We start from the raw sequence: 17486 nt of genomic DNA on the forward strand, positions 1-17486 counted from the left end.
TGGCGCATCTCCTTCGCGCTGCTCCAGCACGTCGTCGACGTGACTGCCTGACGTTCATCGCCGTCGCCAAGGATGGCACTGGGCGGACTATTACGAACGTAGTCCCTCGACCTCTTCTATAGCGCTGACTACTTGGTGGATTCTCCGTTTGCGTTGCGTGGTGGCTACACAAGGTTTTTTGTCGGTATTTTTGTCGGTATCTGCAAAATCATCCAGATATAGATCTGTTACGCGGCGCGGGGTTGCGTGAGATTTTCGATTCCGACAATCCCACCATCTGACAGCTTCGGTCATTCTCAAAAACATCAGCGACCCGCATGCTTCCTGACCATCGCGGGTTCTTTTCCTGAAAGGCGTCGCGCACGATGGACTCAATCGGATCAAGGGTGAAGTGGGCGCGTGAGCGGCGCGGCCTCACGCAGGCCGCGCTGGCGAAGGCGATCTGTGTCTTGCCGGGCGCGATCGGCGAGCTGGAGGCGGGTACGCGCGACAGGCCGCGCGATTTGCCAGGCCTTGCCAGCGCGCTCGGGGTTCAGGTGGATTGGCTGGCAACCGGCCAGGGCGGATGGGAAGAAGCGGCGGCGGGCAGCGAAGTGGCTGGCGCTGCCGCTGGCCCGGGCAGGGGCGCCGTGCCAACGTCGCGGGCAGCCACCGTGGGCGTCACCCTCGTCGACCTCGGTGCCGCGCTGTCCACGCTGAGTCCGCTGGCCCGCGCCAGCATCGCACCGCTGCTGGTCCAGATCGCGGAGAACCCCGACGTGGGTGCGCGGGCTGCGCAGATCGCCGATGCCATCGCGTTGGCGGATGGCCGCGCTGGGGAGGCGGCGGCTTGATGCGCGGCGCTTGCAATGCGGTCTTGTCCTACAGCGCCATGCGCTCGCCGGTCGCCGAACTGTCATGCGGCCCGAATACCATTTGTTCCGTTGGCGCTTGCGCCCCTGTCCACTAGGAAGTGTGGGCTGTTGGAGATCAGGCTTCTCTCGCCCCACCCGAGCGCATCGGGGAGAACTCCCCAGAGGGTCGTAAACGTGAACCGCGCAAGAGTCCACGGCCAATTCCAAGAAGCCCGCTGCTGAGCGGGCTTTTTTTCGCCGGTACGAGACAGGACGCCGGCGGACCATTGGGACCAAAGCAACAGGCTTGCACCCAGCGCACGCGGATCGCATGGACCGCGGCTATGCTGTGGCGTCCGTCCAAGGAGGTTTCGTTGCCCGCTGAATCGCAGAGCCGAATCCCGCGCCTGACGCTGTTCCAGCGCAGGCTGTGCAAGCAACTCGGCATGCCGCCGCTGCAGGTGGCGCGCTTGACCAGGACGGACGTGCGAATACCCACGCGGCCCAGCTGACGCCCGCCCAGTGCGGCGGGCGCGGGGAGGCGGTCACCAGCGGATGTCCTGGCGCGCTGCATCCCCTTCGAAGGTCACCCGCAACTGCACCTTGGGCCGATGGTGCTCCAAGGGCGCATGCGCGCTGTGCACCCAGGCCTTGACCACGCGCAGCCGCCCGGTGTCGATCTTCTGGGCCCAATGGTGATCGCCATCGTGTTCGACGAAGCCGATGTGCGCCCAGGTCTTCCACAGGCCCCAGAAGCGGGGGCAGCGCAGCCAGACGCCGATCGCTTCCGGGTGCTTGCTGGCCACTTCGCGACGCAACTGCACCTCGGCGCCCTGGCGCGCGAACGCCTTGATCAGGTCCGACCGGCCCCCGAGGGCGGTGCCTGCAACGACTGCCGAGTAAGTCCTGCGTGCCATGCTTTCTCCTGCCCCGCAATTTAGCGACCGGGTTGCAGCCTGGGCCGGACACGCATGCAACCGCGGGTTTCATGCGTCACAACTGCGTACAGGGCGGCTCCCCATGTTTCATGGGTTTCAGTCGTGTGGCGTTGGTGCACCGGCGCGGCGTCGGTGTGGCCTTGTCCTACGCGCATGGCTGGTGTTGGTCGATAGACGGCGCGCGATGCGGCGCGGCAAGCTCGGCGCTCGCCCTTGTCTTGTTTTTCCCTGGTGGCCCCGCCCCGGCGGCCGCCCGCTCGAAATCCATGTCCCACGCCTGGCAGTTCTTTCGCGCCGGCGGCGTCGATCAGGTGCTGATCGCCCGTGGCGCCGACCTTCTCCATTTGCGCGAACTCGACCAGAAGCTGTGGGTCGCGCTGGCTTGTCCGACGCGCGGCCTGCACTTCGACGCACGCACGCTGGACCTCATCGACACCGACAACGATGGCCGCATCCGCGCGCCCGAGTTGATCGATGCCTGCGAATGGGCTTGCGCACGCCTGCGTGATCCAGAGCGCCTGCTGCGCGGCGGCGATCGCCTCGCGCTGGCTGACCTGGCCGAGAGCGAGGAAGGCCTCGCGCTGGCCGAGGAAGCGCGGCGCACCTTGGAGCGCCATGGCCAGGTAGACGCGGCCGACATCGGCCTGCCGGAGCTGGCGGAGCGGCAGAAGCACCTGGCTGGCGAGCGCTTCAACGGTGATGGCGTCGTGCTGCCGGAGACCGCGGCGGACGACGAGGCCCTGCGTGCGCTGGTCGCGCAGATCCTGGCGACACAGGGCGGCATCGCCGATGCGGGCGGCACGCCGGGTGTCGATGCCGCGCGCGTCAAGGCCTTCTTCGCCGAGGCCGAGGCGCTGTTCGCCTGGCATGCCCAGGGCGAGCGCGACTGCGGCACGCTGCGCGCGGCGGCGCAGGCGGTCGAGGCCGTGTACGCCAAGGTCGAGGACTTCTTCGCGCGCTGCCGCCTGGCCAGCTACGACCCCGAGGCCGCCGCGGCACTGAGCACGCCGACGCCGGAGCAGCTGCGCAACCACGCGCTGCAGCCGCTGGCACTGGACACGGCGCCGCTGGCACAACTGCCGCTGGCGCCGGTGGCCGCCGGCCGGGCGCTGCCGTTGGATGCGCTGGCGCACCCGGCCTGGCAGGCGGCCCTGCGCACGCTGCGCGACAGCGCCGTGCTGCCGTTGCTCGGCGCGCAGCCCGCAGACGCATTGGACGAGGCCGGCTGGCAGCGCCTGAAGGAGCATGTGGCGCCCTGCCGGGCCTGGTTGCTGCGGCGCCCGCCCGGCGCGGTGGCTGCGCTGGGCAGCGAGAAGCTGCGGGCGCTGGTGGGCGAGACGCCTGCCGAAGCCCAGGCGCGTGTGCTCGACCTGATCGCGCAGGACACCGCCGCCGGCGGCCAGCAGGGCCGCGTGAATGCGCTGGAGAAGCTGGTGCGGCTGCAGCGCGACCTGGCGGTGCTGGTGCGCAACTTCGTTTCGTTCGAGGCCTTCTACCACCGCGAAGGCGCCGTGTTCCAGGCGGGCCGGCTCTATCTGGACGGGCGCAGCTGCGAGCTCACGGTGCAGGTCGCCGACGCCGGCAAGCACGCCGTGGTGGCCGGCCTGGCCAAGACCTACCTGGCCTACTGCGAGTGCGTGCGCGGCAAGGAGAAGATGACGGTGGCCGCCGCGTTCACGGCCGGCGATGTCGATTTCCTGTTCGTGGGCCGCAACGGCCTGTTCTACGACCGCGAAGGGCGCGACTGGGACGCGCGCATCGTCAAGGTCATCGAGAACCCGATCAGCATCGGCCAGGCCTTCCTGTCGCCTTACAAGAAGTTCCTGCGCATGATCGAGGAGCAGGTGGCCAAGCGGGCCGCCGCGGGCGATGCAACGCAGCAGAACCGCCTGGGCAACCTGGCCGGGCAACTGAGCACCGTGGACAAGGCCGCGCCCGCCGCGGCGGCGCCGGGTGCGGCGGGTGCGGCGGCGGCTGGTGGGCGCAGCCGCGTCGACGTGGGCACCGTGGCGGCACTCGGCGTGGCGCTGGGCAGCATCAGTGCCGTGATGGTCGGGCTGTTCACCAAGTTCGTGGACCTGGGGTGGTGGATTCCGATGGGTCTGCTGGGCATCGTGCTGTCGATCTCCGGGCCCAGCATGCTGATCGCCTGGCTCAAGCTGCGCCAGCGCAGCCTGGGGCCCATCCTGGACGCCAGCGGCTGGGCCATCAACGGGCGCATGCGGCTGAACGTGCGGCTCGGTGCCTCGCTCTCGCAGACCGCGCAGCTGCCGCCCGGCACGCGCCGGCTGCGCGATCCGTTCGCGCCACGCAGCGCGCTGCCCTGGCTGGCCGGTCTGCTCGTGTTGGCGTTGGCGCTTGCCGCGTGGCGCTGGGGTGTGTTCGCGGCCTGGATGCCCGCGGCCTGACGCATCAGTCGCGCGGCGCCTCGCCGGTGTGCCAGGCCGGCAGCGTCCAGCCGGTCCACAGTGCGATGGCCCGCAGCAGCAGGGCCGTGCCGGCACCGGCCACCAGGCCGAGCCAGTCGTCCATCGCCAGCCGGTGCCCCAGCACCACCACCCAGCCGCCCATGAAGGCGCAGACGGCGTAGGGCTGGTGGTCGCTGAAGGCGCGCGGGATCTCGTTGCAGACGATGTCGCGCAGCACGCCGCCGAACACCGCCGTCATCGTGCCCATCAGCACGGCGACCACCGCCGGCGAACCGGCCTGCAGCGCGATCTGCGTGCCGCTGGCGGCGAACAGGCCCAGGCCGAACGCGTCGGGCCATTGCATGGCGCGCTCGGTCGCCGCGAAGTGGCGGGTGCGCAGGAACAGCATGGCTGCCACGCACAGTGCCAGCAGCGCCCAGAGCCAGCCCGCGTGTTCGACCCAAAAGAAGGGCCGGCGGTCCAGCAGCACGTCGCGCAGGGTGCCGCCGCCGAACGCGGCCAGGCCGGACACGATGCACACGCCAACGGCATCGAGCCGCTTGCGTGCCGCCGCCAGCAGGCCGGATGCCGCGAACGCCAAGGTCGCGGCCGCCTCGATCGCAGTCTGTGCGTTCGACAGCGTCAGGACCTGGCCCAGCGGCAGCGTTGGCATGGGGCGCGATGGTAGCCGCCCCGCAGGACGCAGGACGGGGCCATGTCCGACACCACCCGCGGCCAGCCCGGCGCAGCATCAAGCCATGACACATCCTGCCATGCAACTTCTGGTGGAGGAGCCCGTGCCGGGCGCCTTCGTTTGGACCCTCGCAGAGACCGATGCGCGCGGCCGGCCGACCAAGGTGGCGCACCGTGCAGCGGAACCCAGCGACAGCTACGAGGCCGCACTGGCCGCGGGCACGCACGCCCTCCACGTGCGCCTGCGCGCCCAACCGGCGCCCGCGCCGGCCTGAGAAGCCGCCGGACGCAGCGACCCGGCAAAGCAGGGCGGAGCTGGGCGTCTTCTCCAGGCGGTTTCGGGCCAGGAGCTGGCACGATCTGCAACCCTCGTGGCCGCAATTGCACGGCCGCAGCGGGTACGCTTGGCGCCTCTTCCTGGAGACGAAAGATCCATGTCCGTCCTGCAGTCCAAACTCAACGTCCGCTCCGCGGAGTTCCAGGCCAATGCCGAGGTACTGCGCGCCGCTGTCGCGGACCTGCAGGCCAGGCTGGCGCAGACGGCCGAGGGCGGCGGCGCAGCCGCCCGCGCCAAGCACCAGTCGCGCGGCAAGCTGCTGCCGCGCGAGCGCGTGCAGATGCTGCTGGACCCGGGCACGCCCTTCCTCGAGTTCTCGCCCCTGGCCGCGCTGGCCATGTACCCCGACCGCGACGGCAGCGACAGCGCGCCCTGTGCCGGCATCATTTGTGGCATCGGCCGCGTCAGCGGCGTGGACTGCGTGGTGGTCTGCAACGACGCCACGGTCAAGGGCGGCACCTACTACCCGATGACGGTGAAGAAGCATCTGCGCGCGCAGGAGATCGCGCAGCAGAACCGGCTGCCCTGCATCTACCTCGTCGACTCGGGCGGTGCCAACCTGCCCAACCAGGACGACGTGTTCCCCGACCGCGAGCACTTCGGCCGCATCTTCTACAACCAGGCCAACATGAGCGCCCAGGGCATCGCCCAGGTCGCCGTGGTGATGGGCTCGTGCACGGCGGGCGGCGCCTACGTGCCGGCCATGAGCGACGAGTCCATCATCGTCAAGGAGCAGGGCACCATCTTCCTGGCCGGCCCGCCGCTGGTGAAGGCGGCCACCGGCGAGGTGGTCTCGGCCGAAGACCTGGGCGGTGGCGACGTGCACACGCGCCTCTCGGGCGTGGCCGACCACCTGGCCCAGGACGACGCGCACGCGCTGGTGCTGGCGCGCCAGGCCGTGGCCCACCTGAACCGCAGCAAGGCGCCGCAACTGGCGCAGATGGCGCTGCAGGAAAGCCGCCCGCCGCGCTTTGCCGCCGAGGAGCTCTACGGCGTGATCCCGGCGGACACGCGCAAGCCCTACGACGTGCGCGAGGTCATCGCCCGCATCGTGGACGACAGCGCCTTCGCCGAGTTCAAGGCGCGCTTCGGCACCACGCTGGTCTGCGGCTTCGCCCACATCGAGGGCATGCCGGTGGGGATCCTTGCGAACCAGGGCGTGCTGTTCTCCGAGGCCGCGCAGAAGGGCGCGCACTTCATCGAGCTGTGCGGCCAGCGCAAGATCCCGCTGGTGTTCCTGCAGAACATCACCGGCTTCATGGTCGGCAAGCGCTACGAGAACGAGGGCATCGCACGCCACGGCGCCAAGATGGTCACGGCCGTGGCCACCGTCAACGTGCCCAAGTTCACCGTGGTGATCGGTGGCAGCTTCGGTGCAGGCAACTACGGCATGTGCGGACGCGCCTACTCGCCGCGCTTTCTCTGGATGTGGCCGAACGCGCGCATCAGCGTGATGGGCGGCGAGCAGGCCGCCAGCGTGCTGGCCACCGTCAAGCGCGACGGCATCGAGGCCAAGGGCGGGCAGTGGAGCGCCGAGGAAGAGGCCGCCTTCAAGGCGCCGATCCGCGAGCAGTACGAACACCAGGGCCACCCCTACTACGCCACGGCCCGGCTCTGGGACGATGGCGTGATCGACCCGGCCGACACGCGCCGTGTGCTGGCACTGGGCCTGTCAGCCGCGCTGAACGCACCCATTCCCGAGCCGAAGTTCGGCGTGTTCCGCATGTAGGAGACCTGCCATGGCCATGCTCACCACCCAAGTCCAGAACCACATCGCCACCGTCACGCTCACACGGGCCGACGTGCGCAACGCCTTCAACGACGAGCTCATCGCCGCGCTGACGGCTGCCTTCAGCGAACTGGGTGCGCGCGACGACGTGCGCTGCATCGTGCTGGCGGCCGAAGGCAAGTCCTTCTGCGCTGGCGCCGACCTGCACTGGATGCGCCGCATGGCCGACTACACGCGCGAAGAGAACCTGGCGGACGCCGGCAAGCTGGCCGAGATGCTGCGCGTGCTCTATGCCTGCCCCAAGCCCACGATCGCGCGCGTGCAGGGCGATGCCTACGCCGGCGGCACCGGCCTGGTGGCGGCTTGCGACATCGCCGTCTCGGCCGACACGGCGGGCTACTGCCTGTCGGAGGTCAAGCTCGGCCTGATCCCGGCCACCATCAGCCCCTATGTGGTCCGCGCCATGGGGCCGCGGGCCGCGCACCGTTACTTCCTGACGGCCGAGCGCTTCGACGCGGCCGAGGCGCTGCGCATCGGCTTCGTGCACGCCGTGGTGCCGGCCGACGCGCTGGACGCCAAGGTCGCCGAGCTGGCACAGGCGCTCGTGAACGCCGGCCCCGAGGCGGTCAAGGCCTGCAAGAAGCTCGTGCAGGACGTGGCCGGGCGCGACATCGACGCCGCGCTGATCGCCGCCACGGTGGCCGGCATCGCCGACATCCGCGCGAGTGCCGAGGGGCGCGAGGGCGTGCAGTCCTTCCTCAACAAGCGCGCCCCCGCCTGGCTGGCGCGCTGAGCATGGATCTGCTGGCCCATTGGTGGAGCGCCCTGGCCGCCTGGCTGGGCGCGGCGGCGGGCCAGGCCGGGAGCGTGGCGCAGGCGGGCGCCAGCGGGCTCGACATGGCCCAGCTGCTGGCCCTGGCTGGCGTGCTGGGCTGGGCCAGCGGCATCCGGCTGTACGCCGTGGTGTTCCTGGTCGGCATGTCCGGCTGGCTGGGCTGGCTGCCGCTGCCGCAGGGGCTGCATGTGCTGCAGCATCCGGCCATGCTCGCGGCCAGTGGGTTCATGCTGTTCGTGGAGTTCTTCGCCGACAAGATTCCGGGCCTGGACTCGTTGTGGGACCTGCTGCATTCGGTGGTCCGCATCCCGGCCGGCGCGGCGCTGGCGGCCGGCGTGTTCGGCGCCGACAGCGGCACCATGGGGGCCGTGGCCGGGCTGCTGGGCGGTTCGCTCGCGGCCACGTCCTTCGCCACCAAGGCCACCACGCGCGCGGCGGCCAACACCTCGCCCGAACCGTTCTCCAACCTGGGCCTGAGCCTGCTGGAAGACGGCCTCGTGGTGGCGGCCGTCTGGCTGGCCACCCACCACCCCGTCGCCTTCGGCATCTGCCTGTTGCTCGTGCTCGTGCTGAGCGTGTTGCTGCTGGTCGTGCTGTTCAAGTTCCTGCGTCTGCTGGCGCGCAGGCTGGCGTCCCTGTTTTCGAACACCGCATCCCAAGGTAGCTGAGACATGTTCAAGAAAATCCTGATCGCCAACCGTGGAGAGATCGCCTGCCGGGTCGCGGCCACCGCGCGCCGCATGGGCGTTCGGACCGTCGCCGTCTATTCCGATGCCGACGCCGACGCCCAGCACGTGCAGGCCTGCGACGAGGCCGTGCACATCGGCGGCAGCGCGCCCAAGGACAGCTACCTGCGCTGGGAACGCATCCTCGAAGCGGCCAGGGCCACGGGTGCGCAGGCCGTCCACCCGGGCTACGGTTTCCTGAGCGAGAACGAGGAGTTCGCCCAGGCCTGCCTGGACGCCGGCCTGGTCTTCATCGGCCCGCCCGCGTCCGCGATCCAGGCCATGGGCCTGAAGGCCGAATCCAAGCAGCTCATGGAGAAGGCCGGCGTGCCGCTGGTGCCGGGCTACCACGGCGCCGACCAGGACGAGGCCCTGCTGGCGCGCGAGGCCGACCGCATCGGCTACCCGGTCCTGATCAAGGCCAGCGCGGGCGGCGGGGGCAAGGGCATGCGCGCGGTCGACAAGGCGGAGGATTTCGCCGCGGCGCTGGCTTCCTGCAAGCGCGAGGCGATCAACAGCTTCGGCATGGATGCGGTGCTGATCGAGAAGTACGTGCAGCGCCCGCGCCACATCGAAATCCAGGTGTTCGGCGACACGCAGGGCCATGCCGTCTACCTGTTCGAACGCGACTGCTCGGTGCAGCGGCGCCACCAGAAGGTGTTGGAAGAGGCGCCCGCGCCCGGCATGACCGAGGCGATGCGCCAGCAGATGGGCGAGGCCGCCGTGGCCGCGGCCCGTGCCGTGAACTACGTGGGCGCCGGCACGGTGGAGTTCATCGTCGAGCAGCGGCCGGACGGCACGATGGACTTCTTCTTCATGGAGATGAACACGCGGCTGCAGGTGGAGCACCCGGTGACCGAGGCCATCACCGGCCTGGACCTCGTGGAGTGGCAGCTGCGCGTGGCCAGCGGCGAGCCGCTGCCGCTGCGGCAGGACCAGTTGCGCATCCAGGGCCATGCGATCGAGGCGCGCATCTGCGCCGAGAACCCCGACAAGCAGTTCCTGCCCGCCACGGGCCTGCTCGCCGCCTACCGGTTGCCCGACTGCGTGCGTTTCGAGCGCGGGCCGGTGCGCGTGGATTCGGGCGTGCGGGAGGGCGATGCGATCTCGCCGTTCTACGACTCCATGATCGCCAAGCTCATCGTGCACGGCGACACGCGCGCGCAGGCGCTGGCGCGGCTGGACCAGGCGTTGGCCGACATGCGCGTGGTCGGCGTGCAGAACAACGTGCAGTTCCTGCGCCATGTGCTGGCCAGCCGCTCGTTTGCCGAGGCGGACCTGGACACCGCGCTGATCCAGCGCGAGCGCGCCGTGCTGTTCGACCAGGAGCCGCTCGGACTGGCCCTGGCGGTGGCCGGCGCGGTGGCCCAGCTCCTGCAGGCGGAGCAGGCCGCCGACCAACCGGCGCCAGGCACCTGGAGCGATCCCTGGAGCCGGCGCGACGGCTGGCGCGCCTACACGCCGCTGCTGCGGCGGATCGACTACAGCTTCCGCGGCGATGCCGGCACGGCCGAGTTGCGCGTGCTGCACGATGGCGCGCTGCAGCTGCGCGTGGGCGAGACCAGCGGCGTGCTGGCCTTCGGCGCCCGCGCCGACGGCCGCATCGACCTGCAGTTCGCCGGCCGGCGCGTGGTGCTGGGCTGCGTGCGCCAGGGCGAGACCGTGCACCTGTTCGCGCCGCAGGGCGCCACGCAGGTGCTGCTGACGGACGCGCTGGCCCATGCCGGCGAGCACCAGGCCGAGGGTGGCCGGCTCACGGCGCCGATGCCGGGCAAGGTGGTGTCGTTCTCGGTCAAGGCCGGCGACAAGGTCGCCAAGGGCCAGGCCCTGGCGGTAATGGAGGCCATGAAGATGGAGCACACCATCGCCGCACCGGCCGATGGCACGGTGGCCGAATTGCTGTACGCACCCGGCGACCAGGTGGCCGAGGGGGCGGAGCTGCTCAGGCTGGCCGCATAGTTACGATCTGGACTTTGTCCAAAAAGGCCCGATCCCGATGCGCATCACCGTCTGCCTCCCCGAGAAGCCCGAGCCCTGGGTCCAAGGCCTGCAGGCCGAACTGCCGGACGCCGAGGTGCTGGCCTGGGAGCCCGGCCAGCCGCCCGCCGACCACGCCGTGGTCTGGGCGCCGCCGCAGTCCTTCATCGACGCGCAACCCAGGCTGCAGGCCCTGTTCAACATCGGCGCGGGCGTGGACGCGCTCATGAAGCTCAGCATTCCCGCCGGCACGCGCATCGTGCGGCTGGACGACGCCGGCATGTCGGTGCAGATGGCCGAGTACGTGTGCCATGCGCTGATCCGGCATTTCCGCGAATTCGACGTCTACGAGGCCGAGGCCCGTGCCGGCCGCTGGGTCTACCGCAAGCCGCGCGAGCGGGCCGACTTCCCGGTCGGCATCCTGGGTCTGGGCGTGCTGGGCGAGCGCGTGGCCAAGGCCGTGGCGCAGTTCGAGTTCCCGGTGCTCGGCTGGAGCCGCTCGCGCAAGGAGATCGAGGGCGTGCGCACCTACGCGGGCGAAGCGCGGCTCGGCGACTTCCTGGTCGGCACGCGCATGCTCGTCAACCTGTTGCCGCTGACGGACGCCACGCGCGGCATCCTGAACAAGACCACGCTGTCGGCGCTCCGGCCGGGGGGCTACCTGGTCAACATCGCGCGCGGCGGCCACCTGGTCGAGGACGACCTGATCCCCCTGCTCGACAGCGGCCAGTTGGCCGGTGCCACGCTCGACGTGTTCGAGACCGAGCCGCTGCCGGCCGCGCACGCGTTCTGGCGGCATCCGAAGATCAGCATCACGCCGCACGGCTCGGCGCGCACACTGCGGCGCGAGTCGATCGCGCAGATCGCCGGCAAGATCCGCGCGCTGTCGCGCGGCGAGGCGGTGGCCGGCGTGGTGGACCTGGAGCGGGGGTACTGAATCCGCGGTGACCGATGCAGCGGGCGCGGCGCCGTCGGCTGGTCTGGATGCCCGCAACAGGTCACGCCCGATGCGCTACGCTTGCGGGCCCGCCCGCAGCCACCAAGAGACACACCATGAAGCTTCCCCCCCGCGTCCGGATCATCGACGTCGGCCCGCGTGACGGGCTGCAGAACGAAAAGCAGCCCGTGTCTGCCGAGGCGAAGATCGGCCTGGTGCAGCGGCTGCAGGAGGCCGGCCTGCGCGAGATCGAGGTGACCAGCTTTGTCAGCCCCAAGTGGGTGCCGCAGATGGCCGACAACGCGCAGGTGATGCATGGCATCCAGCGCCAGGGCGGCGTGCGCTACTCGGTGCTGACGCCCAACCTCAAGGGCTTCGAGGCGGCCATCGCCGCTCCGCGCGAGGAGTGGCCGGACGAGATCGTGGTGTTCGGCGCGGCCAGCGAGGCCTTCAGCCAGAAGAACATCAACTGCTCCATCGCCGAGAGCATCGAGCGTTTCGCGCCCGTGGTGGATGCGGCGCTGGCCAAGGGCATCGCGGTGCGCGGCGCGATGTCGTGCACGGTGGGCTGCCCCTACGAGGGCGAGATCGCGCCCGGCAAGGTGGGCTACCTGGCCGGACTCATGAAGGGCATCGGCGTGCAGCGGGTCGACGTGGCCGACACCATCGGCGTCGGCACGCCGCGCACGGTGCAGGCCGCGGTGCAGGCCACGCTGGCGCATTTCGGCATCGACGATGTGTCCGGGCATTTCCACGACACCTACGGCCAGGCCCTGTCGAACACGCTGGCCGCGCTGGAACTGGGCGTGTGGAACTTCCAGTCGTCGGTGGCCGGCCTGGGCGGCTGTCCCTACGCCAAGGGCGCGACCGGCAACGTGGCGACCGAGGACGTGGTCTACATGCTGCATGGCATGGGCATCGAAACCGGCATCGACCTGGACAAGCTGATCGACGCGGGCGTGTACGTCAGCGAAGTGATTGGCCGCGAGCCGCACTCGCGCGTGTCCAAGGCCATCCGCACCAAGCGTTGCGGCTGAACCGGCACAAGAGACAGGAGCGAGCCGTGTGTGGATCTGAACTGACGACGCTGCCCGATGGCGTGCAGCGCGTGGCGCGGGCACTGCTGGACAAGGCCCATCCGCATGCGCCGCGGATGCTGGACGATGCCGCGCGCACGGCCCAGCAGGCCGCCGATGCGCTGGGCATCGCGGTGGGGCAGATCGCCAAGAGCATCATCTTCCGGCGCAAGAGCGACGATGCGGCCGTGCTGGTCGTCACCTCGGGCGACCGGCGCGTGGACGAGAAGAAGGTCGAAGCCCTGGTCGGCAAGACCGGCCGCGCCGACGCCGAGTTCGTCAAGAGCCGGACCGGTTTTTCCATCGGCGGCGTGGCGCCGCTGGCGCACGCCACGCCGCCCGTCACGCTGATCGACCGCGAGCTGTTCCGCTTCGAGGAGATCTGGGCCGCGGCCGGCCACCCGCATGGCGTGTTCAAGCTGCGGCCGCAGGATCTGCAAGCGCTGACGGGCGCACCCGTGGCCGACGTGGTGCAGGAACCATGACGCCGGCCCAGGCCCTGCTGCGGCGCGGCCCGCGCATGCTGGCCGCCAACGGCGATGTGGGCTCGCCCTGCGTCTCGGTCTGCCGCATGGGGGCCGATGGCCTGTGCGAAGGCTGCCTGCGCCGGCTCGAGGAGATCGCTGGCTGGTCGCGCATGGACGATGCCGCGCGCCGGGCCGTGTGGCGGCTGGTGCTGGACCGCGCAAGTGAGGCCGTGGCATGAAGCAGATCGACTTTTACCTGGACTTCCTCTCGCCCTACGCCTACCTGGCGTTCGAGACTTTGCCCGTGGCCCTGCAGGGCTTGAGCTACCAGGTGCAGTACAAGCCCGTGCTGCTGGGCGCCGTGCTGCGCGAACATGGCCTGCGCGGCCCGGCCGAGATCCCGGCCAAGCGGGCCTTCATCTACCGCCAGGTGCTGTGGCTGGCGCACCAGCACGGCGTGCCCATGGACCTGCCGGCCGAGCACCCGTTTGCGCCCTTGCCGCTGCTGCGCCTGGCGCTGGCCTGCGGCGCCGGACCACAGCCCAACCGCTCCAGCTGCGAAACCGTGTTCCGCCATGTCTGGCGGGGCGGCGCCGATGCCAATGCGCCGCAGCGCATGCAGCAGCTGGCGGCCGAACTGGCGCCGGTGCGCGATCCGGCCGGCGAGGATGCGAAAGCCACGCTGCGCGCCAACACCGAGGCCGCCACGGCCGCAGGCGTGTTCGGTGTGCCTGCATGCGTGGTGGACGGCCGGGTGTTCTGGGGCCTGGACGCGCTGCCCATGCTGCGTGCCTACCTCGAGGGCGATGCCTGGTTCGGCTCCAGCGCCTGGGACGAGGCGCCGCAACGGCCGTCGGCGCTCGACCGCCAGCCGTAGCCGCTCTGCGGGGGGCGGGCAGAATCGCGCCACGATGCTGCCCTCCACCGCGCTCAGCCAGCACCCCGACCGGGCCCTGCTGCACAACGAAGTCCACGCCCGGCCGCCCGAGGCTTTGTCGACACCCCTGGCCATCACGCACGTTGTCATGCTGGCGGACGCCGAGGGCCGCGCCGCCAGCCGGGCCCATTTGGCGGCTCTGCTGCGCGACCACCACCAGCCGCCGCCCGACGACCACACCACGCACCTGCGCGCCAGCCTGGGGCCGTTGCGCCTGCGTTGGGAGCTGCACACCGAGTTCGTGACCTGGACCTTCATGCTGCCGATGGCAACCCCGCCTTCGGCCGAGCGCGTCGCCGACAGCGCCGCCACGGCGGTGCCGCGGGACTGGCTGGCCACGCTGCCGGGCCAGTGCCTGTCGCACCTGAACCTGTGGGTGCTCGCCGCGCGCGACGGCGAGGTCGAGGCCCTGGCGCGCCACTGGTTGCACGAGGACCCACAGGTCGGCTCCAGCGTGGCGGGCGGCCTGGCGGAGGTCTACACCGATTTCACGATCCACGCCGACGGCGGTTCGCGCATGCTGTTGCGCGTGGGCAGCCTGTCCACGCGCCGGCTGGGCCGGCTCGTGCAGCGGCTGCTGGAGATCGAGACCTACCGCATGGTCGCCATGCTGGGCCTGCCTGCGGCGCGGCGTGCCAGCGCGGTGCTGGCCAGCGCCGAAGGCGAACTGGCCGCCCTGGCCGAAGCCATCCGCAGCGCCGACCGGGATGCCGAGCCGGCGCTGCTGGACCGGCTGACGCGGCTGGCCGGCCAGGTCGAGAGCCAGCACGCGGCCACGCATTCGCGCTTCTCGGCCAGCAGCGCGTATTTCGAACTCATGGACAGCCGCATCGCGGACATCGCCGAGGTGCGCCGGGCCGGCCTGCAGACCATTGCGGAATTCATGGACCGGCGCCTGACGCCCGCGCGCAAGACCTGCGAGTGGGCCGCGCGCCGGCAGGATGCGCTCTCGCAACGCGTCTCGCGCACCAGCAACCTGTTGCGCACGCGCGTGGAGATCGAGCAGCAGCAAAGCAGCCAGGCCCTGCTGGCCACCATGAACAAGCGGCAGGACCTGCAGCTCAAGTTGCAATCCACGGTCGAAGGCCTGTCGGTGGCCGCCATCACCTACTACATCGTCGGCTTGGTCAGCTACCTGGCCAAGGGCGCGCAGAAGCTGGGTTGGCCTTGGTCGCCGGAGAGCACGGCCGCGCTCGCCATCCCGTTGGTGGCAGGAACCGTGTGGTGGTCGTTGCGGCAGTTGCACCGGCGCATGTTCAGCCACTGAGGCGATGCAACCCACATACCGAAATGGCGGGCGCGGGTTAGTACTGAAGTTGTAAGAATGCGTTGGCCCGGTGTCAGAGACGGGTCAGTGGCCGCTCCAAGAATGCGCCCGGGCTCTCGTTCCGGGAGCCTGCTACACAACAGGAGACACACGCAATGGCAGCCACAATGCAGGGGGGCAAGCCGGTCCAGGCCAGCCGCCCCATGACCAAGGAGGAGCGCAAGGTCATCCTCGCCTCGTCCATCGGCACGGTGTTCGAGTGGTACGACTTCTACCTCTACGGCACCCTGGCCGTGATCATCGGCAACCAGTTCTTCTCGGCACTGGACCCCGCCTCACGCACCATCTTCTCGCTGCTGGCGTTTGCCGCGGGCTTCATCGTGCGGCCATTCGGCGCCCTGGTGTTCGGGCGACTGGGCGACATGATCGGGCGCAAGTACACCTTCCTGGTCACCATCTTGCTGATGGGCCTGTCGACCTTCATCGTCGGCCTGCTGCCCGGCTACGCCAGCATCGGCGTGGCCGCGCCCATCATCCTGATCGTGCTGCGCATGCTGCAGGGCCTGGCGCTGGGCGGCGAGTACGGCGGCGCTGCCACCTACGTGGCCGAGCATGCGCCCCCGGGCAAGCGCGGGTTCTACACGTCGTGGATCCAGACCACGGCCACGCTGGGCCTGTTCCTGTCGCTGCTGGTGATCCTTGGCGTGCGCACCGCCATCGGCGAGGCCGCCTTCGCCGAATGGGGCTGGCGCATTCCGTTCCTGGTGTCCATCCTGCTGCTGGGCGTGTCGGTCTACATCCGGCTGTCCATGAACGAGTCTCCGGCCTTCGTGAAGATGAAGGCCGAGGGCAAGGTCTCCAAGGCACCGCTGACCGAATCCTTCGGCCAATGGCGCAACCTGAAGATCGTGATCCTGGCGCTGGTGGGCCTGACCGCCGGCCAGGCCGTCGTCTGGTACACGGGACAGTTCTACGCGCTGTTCTTCCTGACCGGCGCGCTCAAGCTCGATGGCGCCACGGCCAACATCCTGATCGCGATCTCGCTGATCATCGCCACCCCGTTCTTCGTGATCTTCGGCAGCCTGTCGGACCGGATCGGCCGCAAGCCCATCATCATGGCGGGCTGCCTGCTGGCGGTGCTGACGTACTTCCCGGTGTTCAACGCACTGACCAAGGCCGTCAACCCCGACCTCGCCGCGGCCCAGGCCAAGAACCAGGTGATCGTGACGGCGGACCCCAAGGAGTGCTCGTTCCAGTTCAATCCCACGGGAACGTCCAAGTTCACAAGTTCTTGCGACATCGCCAAGCAGGTGCTGTCGGCCAGTTCGGTCAGCTATGAGAACGTGGCGGGCCCGGCCGGCGCGCCGGCGACCATCAAGATCGGCGAGCAGGTCATCACGAGCTACAACGCGGCTGGCCTGCCGGCCGATGAACTGAAGGCCAAGGATTCCGCACTGAAGAAGGCGGTCAGCGACGACCTGAAGGCCGCGGGCTACCCGGCCAAGGCCGACCCGGCCAAGATGAACACCTTCCTGGCGGTGGTGATCCTGGTCTACCTCGTGATCCTGGTGACCATGGTGTACGGGCCGATCGCAGCCATGCTGGTGGAGATGTTCCCAACGCGCATCCGCTACACCTCGATGAGCCTGCCGTACCACATCGGCAATGGCTGGTTCGGCGGCTTGCTGCCAGCCACCGCGCTGGCCATCGTGGCGCAGACCGGCAACATGTACAACGGCCTGTGGTATCCCATCATCATCGCGGCCGTCACGCTGGTCATTGGCACCTTGTTCGTCAAGGAGACCAAGGACAACGACATCTACGCCAACGACTGAAGGCGGCGCTGTTGCAAGCGGCCGCGCACGCGGCGGCCCTTGCGCACAGCTTGCGCCCAGACTGCCAGCAACCCCGACAGCACAAGTGCCAGGCTGGCAGGCTCAGGCACCTCGGCCGGGCCGGCTTCCTCAGGAAGCGATGGGATGACCGGAAGCAGATCCGGATTCCCAGGTGGTGGCACCGGGAGCCCGATTTCGCGGTCGGTTTCGCGTGGCATTTCCGGCAGCGATGGCGCTGCGGGCTGCGCGGGCAGGGAAGGCCACGAGTTCTCGCCCACCGTTCCTGGGTGGAAGGGCTTACCTCCGACGAATAAGGCCGGAGCCCATGGAAACGGAGCGTTGGACGACATGACAGGCGCGCGGGCGCCCGTTGCGTCGTCGATGAGCGCCGGCATGGCGTAGGGCGCTACGGGTGCGCCCGTGTCTGGCACGCCATCGATGACGGCCGGCACGGCATCCAGTGGCACCGCGAACGGTGGCAGCGCACTGGAC

16 protein-coding genes are annotated in these 17486 nt (G+C 69.8%); 14 read left to right on the plus strand and 2 right to left on the minus strand.

Annotated features, from left to right (window positions below):
* Positions 1-365: 365 nt before the first annotated feature.
* Positions 366-833 (plus strand): helix-turn-helix domain-containing protein, encoded by a 468-nt coding sequence (locus tag ASF44_RS16655; protein WP_056900359.1) that lies wholly within the window; start codon positions 366-368, stop codon positions 831-833.
* A 545-nt stretch (positions 834-1378) separates the two neighbouring features.
* Here ASF44_RS16655 and ASF44_RS16660 read toward each other — a convergent pair.
* Positions 1379-1750 (minus strand): hypothetical protein, encoded by a 372-nt coding sequence (locus ASF44_RS16660; RefSeq protein WP_056900360.1) that lies wholly within the window; start codon positions 1748-1750, stop codon positions 1379-1381.
* 287 nt (positions 1751-2037) lie between these two features.
* On the opposite strand from ASF44_RS16660, the gene ASF44_RS16665 reads away from it, so the two are divergent.
* Complete coding sequence (locus tag ASF44_RS16665; RefSeq protein ID WP_200930619.1) at positions 2038-4179, plus strand: hypothetical protein; 2142 nt, start codon at positions 2038-2040, stop codon at positions 4177-4179.
* 4 nt (positions 4180-4183) lie between these two features.
* On the opposite strand, the gene ASF44_RS31095 is transcribed toward ASF44_RS16665, so the two are convergent.
* Entirely contained in the window at positions 4184-4852 is a 669-nt protein-coding gene (locus ASF44_RS31095; protein WP_082524826.1) for a trimeric intracellular cation channel family protein, read from the minus strand.
* A gap of 100 nt (positions 4853-4952) precedes the next feature.
* Here ASF44_RS31095 and ASF44_RS16670 point away from each other — a divergent pair, with 100 nt between their 5' ends.
* The 12 genes from ASF44_RS16670 to ASF44_RS16725 all read left to right on the plus strand — a co-directional run bounded on the left by ASF44_RS16670 (position 4953) and on the right by ASF44_RS16725 (position 16994).
* Complete coding sequence (locus tag ASF44_RS16670; protein WP_235579242.1) at positions 4953-5147, plus strand: hypothetical protein; 195 nt, start codon at positions 4953-4955, stop codon at positions 5145-5147.
* A gap of 159 nt (positions 5148-5306) precedes the next feature.
* Entirely contained in the window at positions 5307-6938 is a 1632-nt protein-coding gene (locus ASF44_RS16675) for a carboxyl transferase domain-containing protein (RefSeq protein WP_056900362.1), read from the plus strand.
* 16 nt (positions 6939-6954) lie between these two features.
* Positions 6955-7731, plus strand: coding sequence for an enoyl-CoA hydratase/isomerase family protein (locus ASF44_RS16680; protein ID WP_369820934.1), 777 nt, complete (start codon positions 6955-6957; stop codon positions 7729-7731).
* Positions 7732-7733: 2 nt separating this feature from the next.
* Positions 7734-8441: a DUF4126 domain-containing protein gene (locus ASF44_RS16685; protein WP_056900364.1), complete on the plus strand. Its 708-nt coding sequence runs from the start codon at positions 7734-7736 to the stop codon at positions 8439-8441.
* Positions 8442-8444: 3 nt separating this feature from the next.
* A complete protein-coding gene (locus ASF44_RS16690; RefSeq protein ID WP_056900365.1) occupies positions 8445-10457 on the plus strand; it encodes an acetyl/propionyl/methylcrotonyl-CoA carboxylase subunit alpha in 2013 nt (670 codons plus the stop codon).
* 37 nt (positions 10458-10494) lie between these two features.
* Complete coding sequence (locus tag ASF44_RS16695; RefSeq protein WP_056900366.1) at positions 10495-11412, plus strand: glyoxylate/hydroxypyruvate reductase A; 918 nt, start codon at positions 10495-10497, stop codon at positions 11410-11412.
* 116 nt (positions 11413-11528) lie between these two features.
* Complete coding sequence (locus ASF44_RS16700) at positions 11529-12449, plus strand: hydroxymethylglutaryl-CoA lyase (protein WP_056900367.1); 921 nt, start codon at positions 11529-11531, stop codon at positions 12447-12449.
* Positions 12450-12475: 26 nt separating this feature from the next.
* Positions 12476-12973: a YbaK/EbsC family protein gene (locus tag ASF44_RS16705; protein ID WP_056900368.1), complete on the plus strand. Its 498-nt coding sequence runs from the start codon at positions 12476-12478 to the stop codon at positions 12971-12973.
* Complete coding sequence (locus tag ASF44_RS16710) at positions 12970-13194, plus strand: DUF1289 domain-containing protein (protein ID WP_082524827.1); 225 nt, start codon at positions 12970-12972, stop codon at positions 13192-13194. Before ASF44_RS16705 ends, ASF44_RS16710 begins: the two co-directional genes overlap by 4 nt.
* Complete coding sequence (locus ASF44_RS16715; RefSeq protein ID WP_056900369.1) at positions 13191-13832, plus strand: 2-hydroxychromene-2-carboxylate isomerase; 642 nt, start codon at positions 13191-13193, stop codon at positions 13830-13832. The genes ASF44_RS16710 and ASF44_RS16715 overlap by 4 nt, the downstream gene beginning before the upstream one ends.
* A gap of 34 nt (positions 13833-13866) precedes the next feature.
* Positions 13867-15159, plus strand: a complete 1293-nt coding sequence (locus ASF44_RS16720; protein WP_056900370.1) for a DUF3422 family protein — start codon at positions 13867-13869, stop codon at positions 15157-15159.
* Between the two features lie 155 nt (positions 15160-15314).
* Positions 15315-16994 carry an MFS transporter gene (locus tag ASF44_RS16725; protein WP_056900371.1) on the plus strand — a complete coding sequence of 560 codons (1680 nt, stop codon included), beginning with the start codon at positions 15315-15317 and terminating at the stop codon, positions 16992-16994.
* Positions 16995-17486: the final 492 nt, after the last annotated feature.

The organism is Pseudorhodoferax sp. Leaf274, from assembly GCF_001422445.1.
Classification (GTDB): domain Bacteria; phylum Pseudomonadota; class Gammaproteobacteria; order Burkholderiales; family Burkholderiaceae_C; genus Pseudorhodoferax.

What these genes read in the sequence shown, in the direction of transcription:
- ASF44_RS16655 (WP_056900359.1), top strand. Translation starts at nt 366, where the DNA reads ATGGACTCAATCGGATCAAGGGTGAAGTGGGCGCGTGAGCGGCGCGGC.
- ASF44_RS16660 (WP_056900360.1), bottom strand. Translation starts at nt 1,750, where the DNA reads ATGGCACGCAGGACTTACTCGGCAGTCGTTGCAGGCACCGCCCTCGGG.
- ASF44_RS16665 (WP_200930619.1), top strand. Translation starts at nt 2,038, where the DNA reads ATGTCCCACGCCTGGCAGTTCTTTCGCGCCGGCGGCGTCGATCAGGTG.
- ASF44_RS31095 (WP_082524826.1), bottom strand. Translation starts at nt 4,852, where the DNA reads ATGCCAACGCTGCCGCTGGGCCAGGTCCTGACGCTGTCGAACGCACAG.
- ASF44_RS16670 (WP_235579242.1), top strand. Translation starts at nt 4,953, where the DNA reads ATGCAACTTCTGGTGGAGGAGCCCGTGCCGGGCGCCTTCGTTTGGACC.
- ASF44_RS16675 (WP_056900362.1), top strand. Translation starts at nt 5,307, where the DNA reads ATGTCCGTCCTGCAGTCCAAACTCAACGTCCGCTCCGCGGAGTTCCAG.
- ASF44_RS16680 (WP_369820934.1), top strand. Translation starts at nt 6,955, where the DNA reads ATGCTCACCACCCAAGTCCAGAACCACATCGCCACCGTCACGCTCACA.
- ASF44_RS16685 (WP_056900364.1), top strand. Translation starts at nt 7,734, where the DNA reads ATGGATCTGCTGGCCCATTGGTGGAGCGCCCTGGCCGCCTGGCTGGGC.
- ASF44_RS16690 (WP_056900365.1), top strand. Translation starts at nt 8,445, where the DNA reads ATGTTCAAGAAAATCCTGATCGCCAACCGTGGAGAGATCGCCTGCCGG.
- ASF44_RS16695 (WP_056900366.1), top strand. Translation starts at nt 10,495, where the DNA reads ATGCGCATCACCGTCTGCCTCCCCGAGAAGCCCGAGCCCTGGGTCCAA.
- ASF44_RS16700 (WP_056900367.1), top strand. Translation starts at nt 11,529, where the DNA reads ATGAAGCTTCCCCCCCGCGTCCGGATCATCGACGTCGGCCCGCGTGAC.
- ASF44_RS16710 (WP_082524827.1), top strand. Translation starts at nt 12,970, where the DNA reads ATGACGCCGGCCCAGGCCCTGCTGCGGCGCGGCCCGCGCATGCTGGCC.
- ASF44_RS16715 (WP_056900369.1), top strand. Translation starts at nt 13,191, where the DNA reads ATGAAGCAGATCGACTTTTACCTGGACTTCCTCTCGCCCTACGCCTAC.
- ASF44_RS16720 (WP_056900370.1), top strand. Translation starts at nt 13,867, where the DNA reads ATGCTGCCCTCCACCGCGCTCAGCCAGCACCCCGACCGGGCCCTGCTG.
- ASF44_RS16725 (WP_056900371.1), top strand. Translation starts at nt 15,315, where the DNA reads ATGGCAGCCACAATGCAGGGGGGCAAGCCGGTCCAGGCCAGCCGCCCC.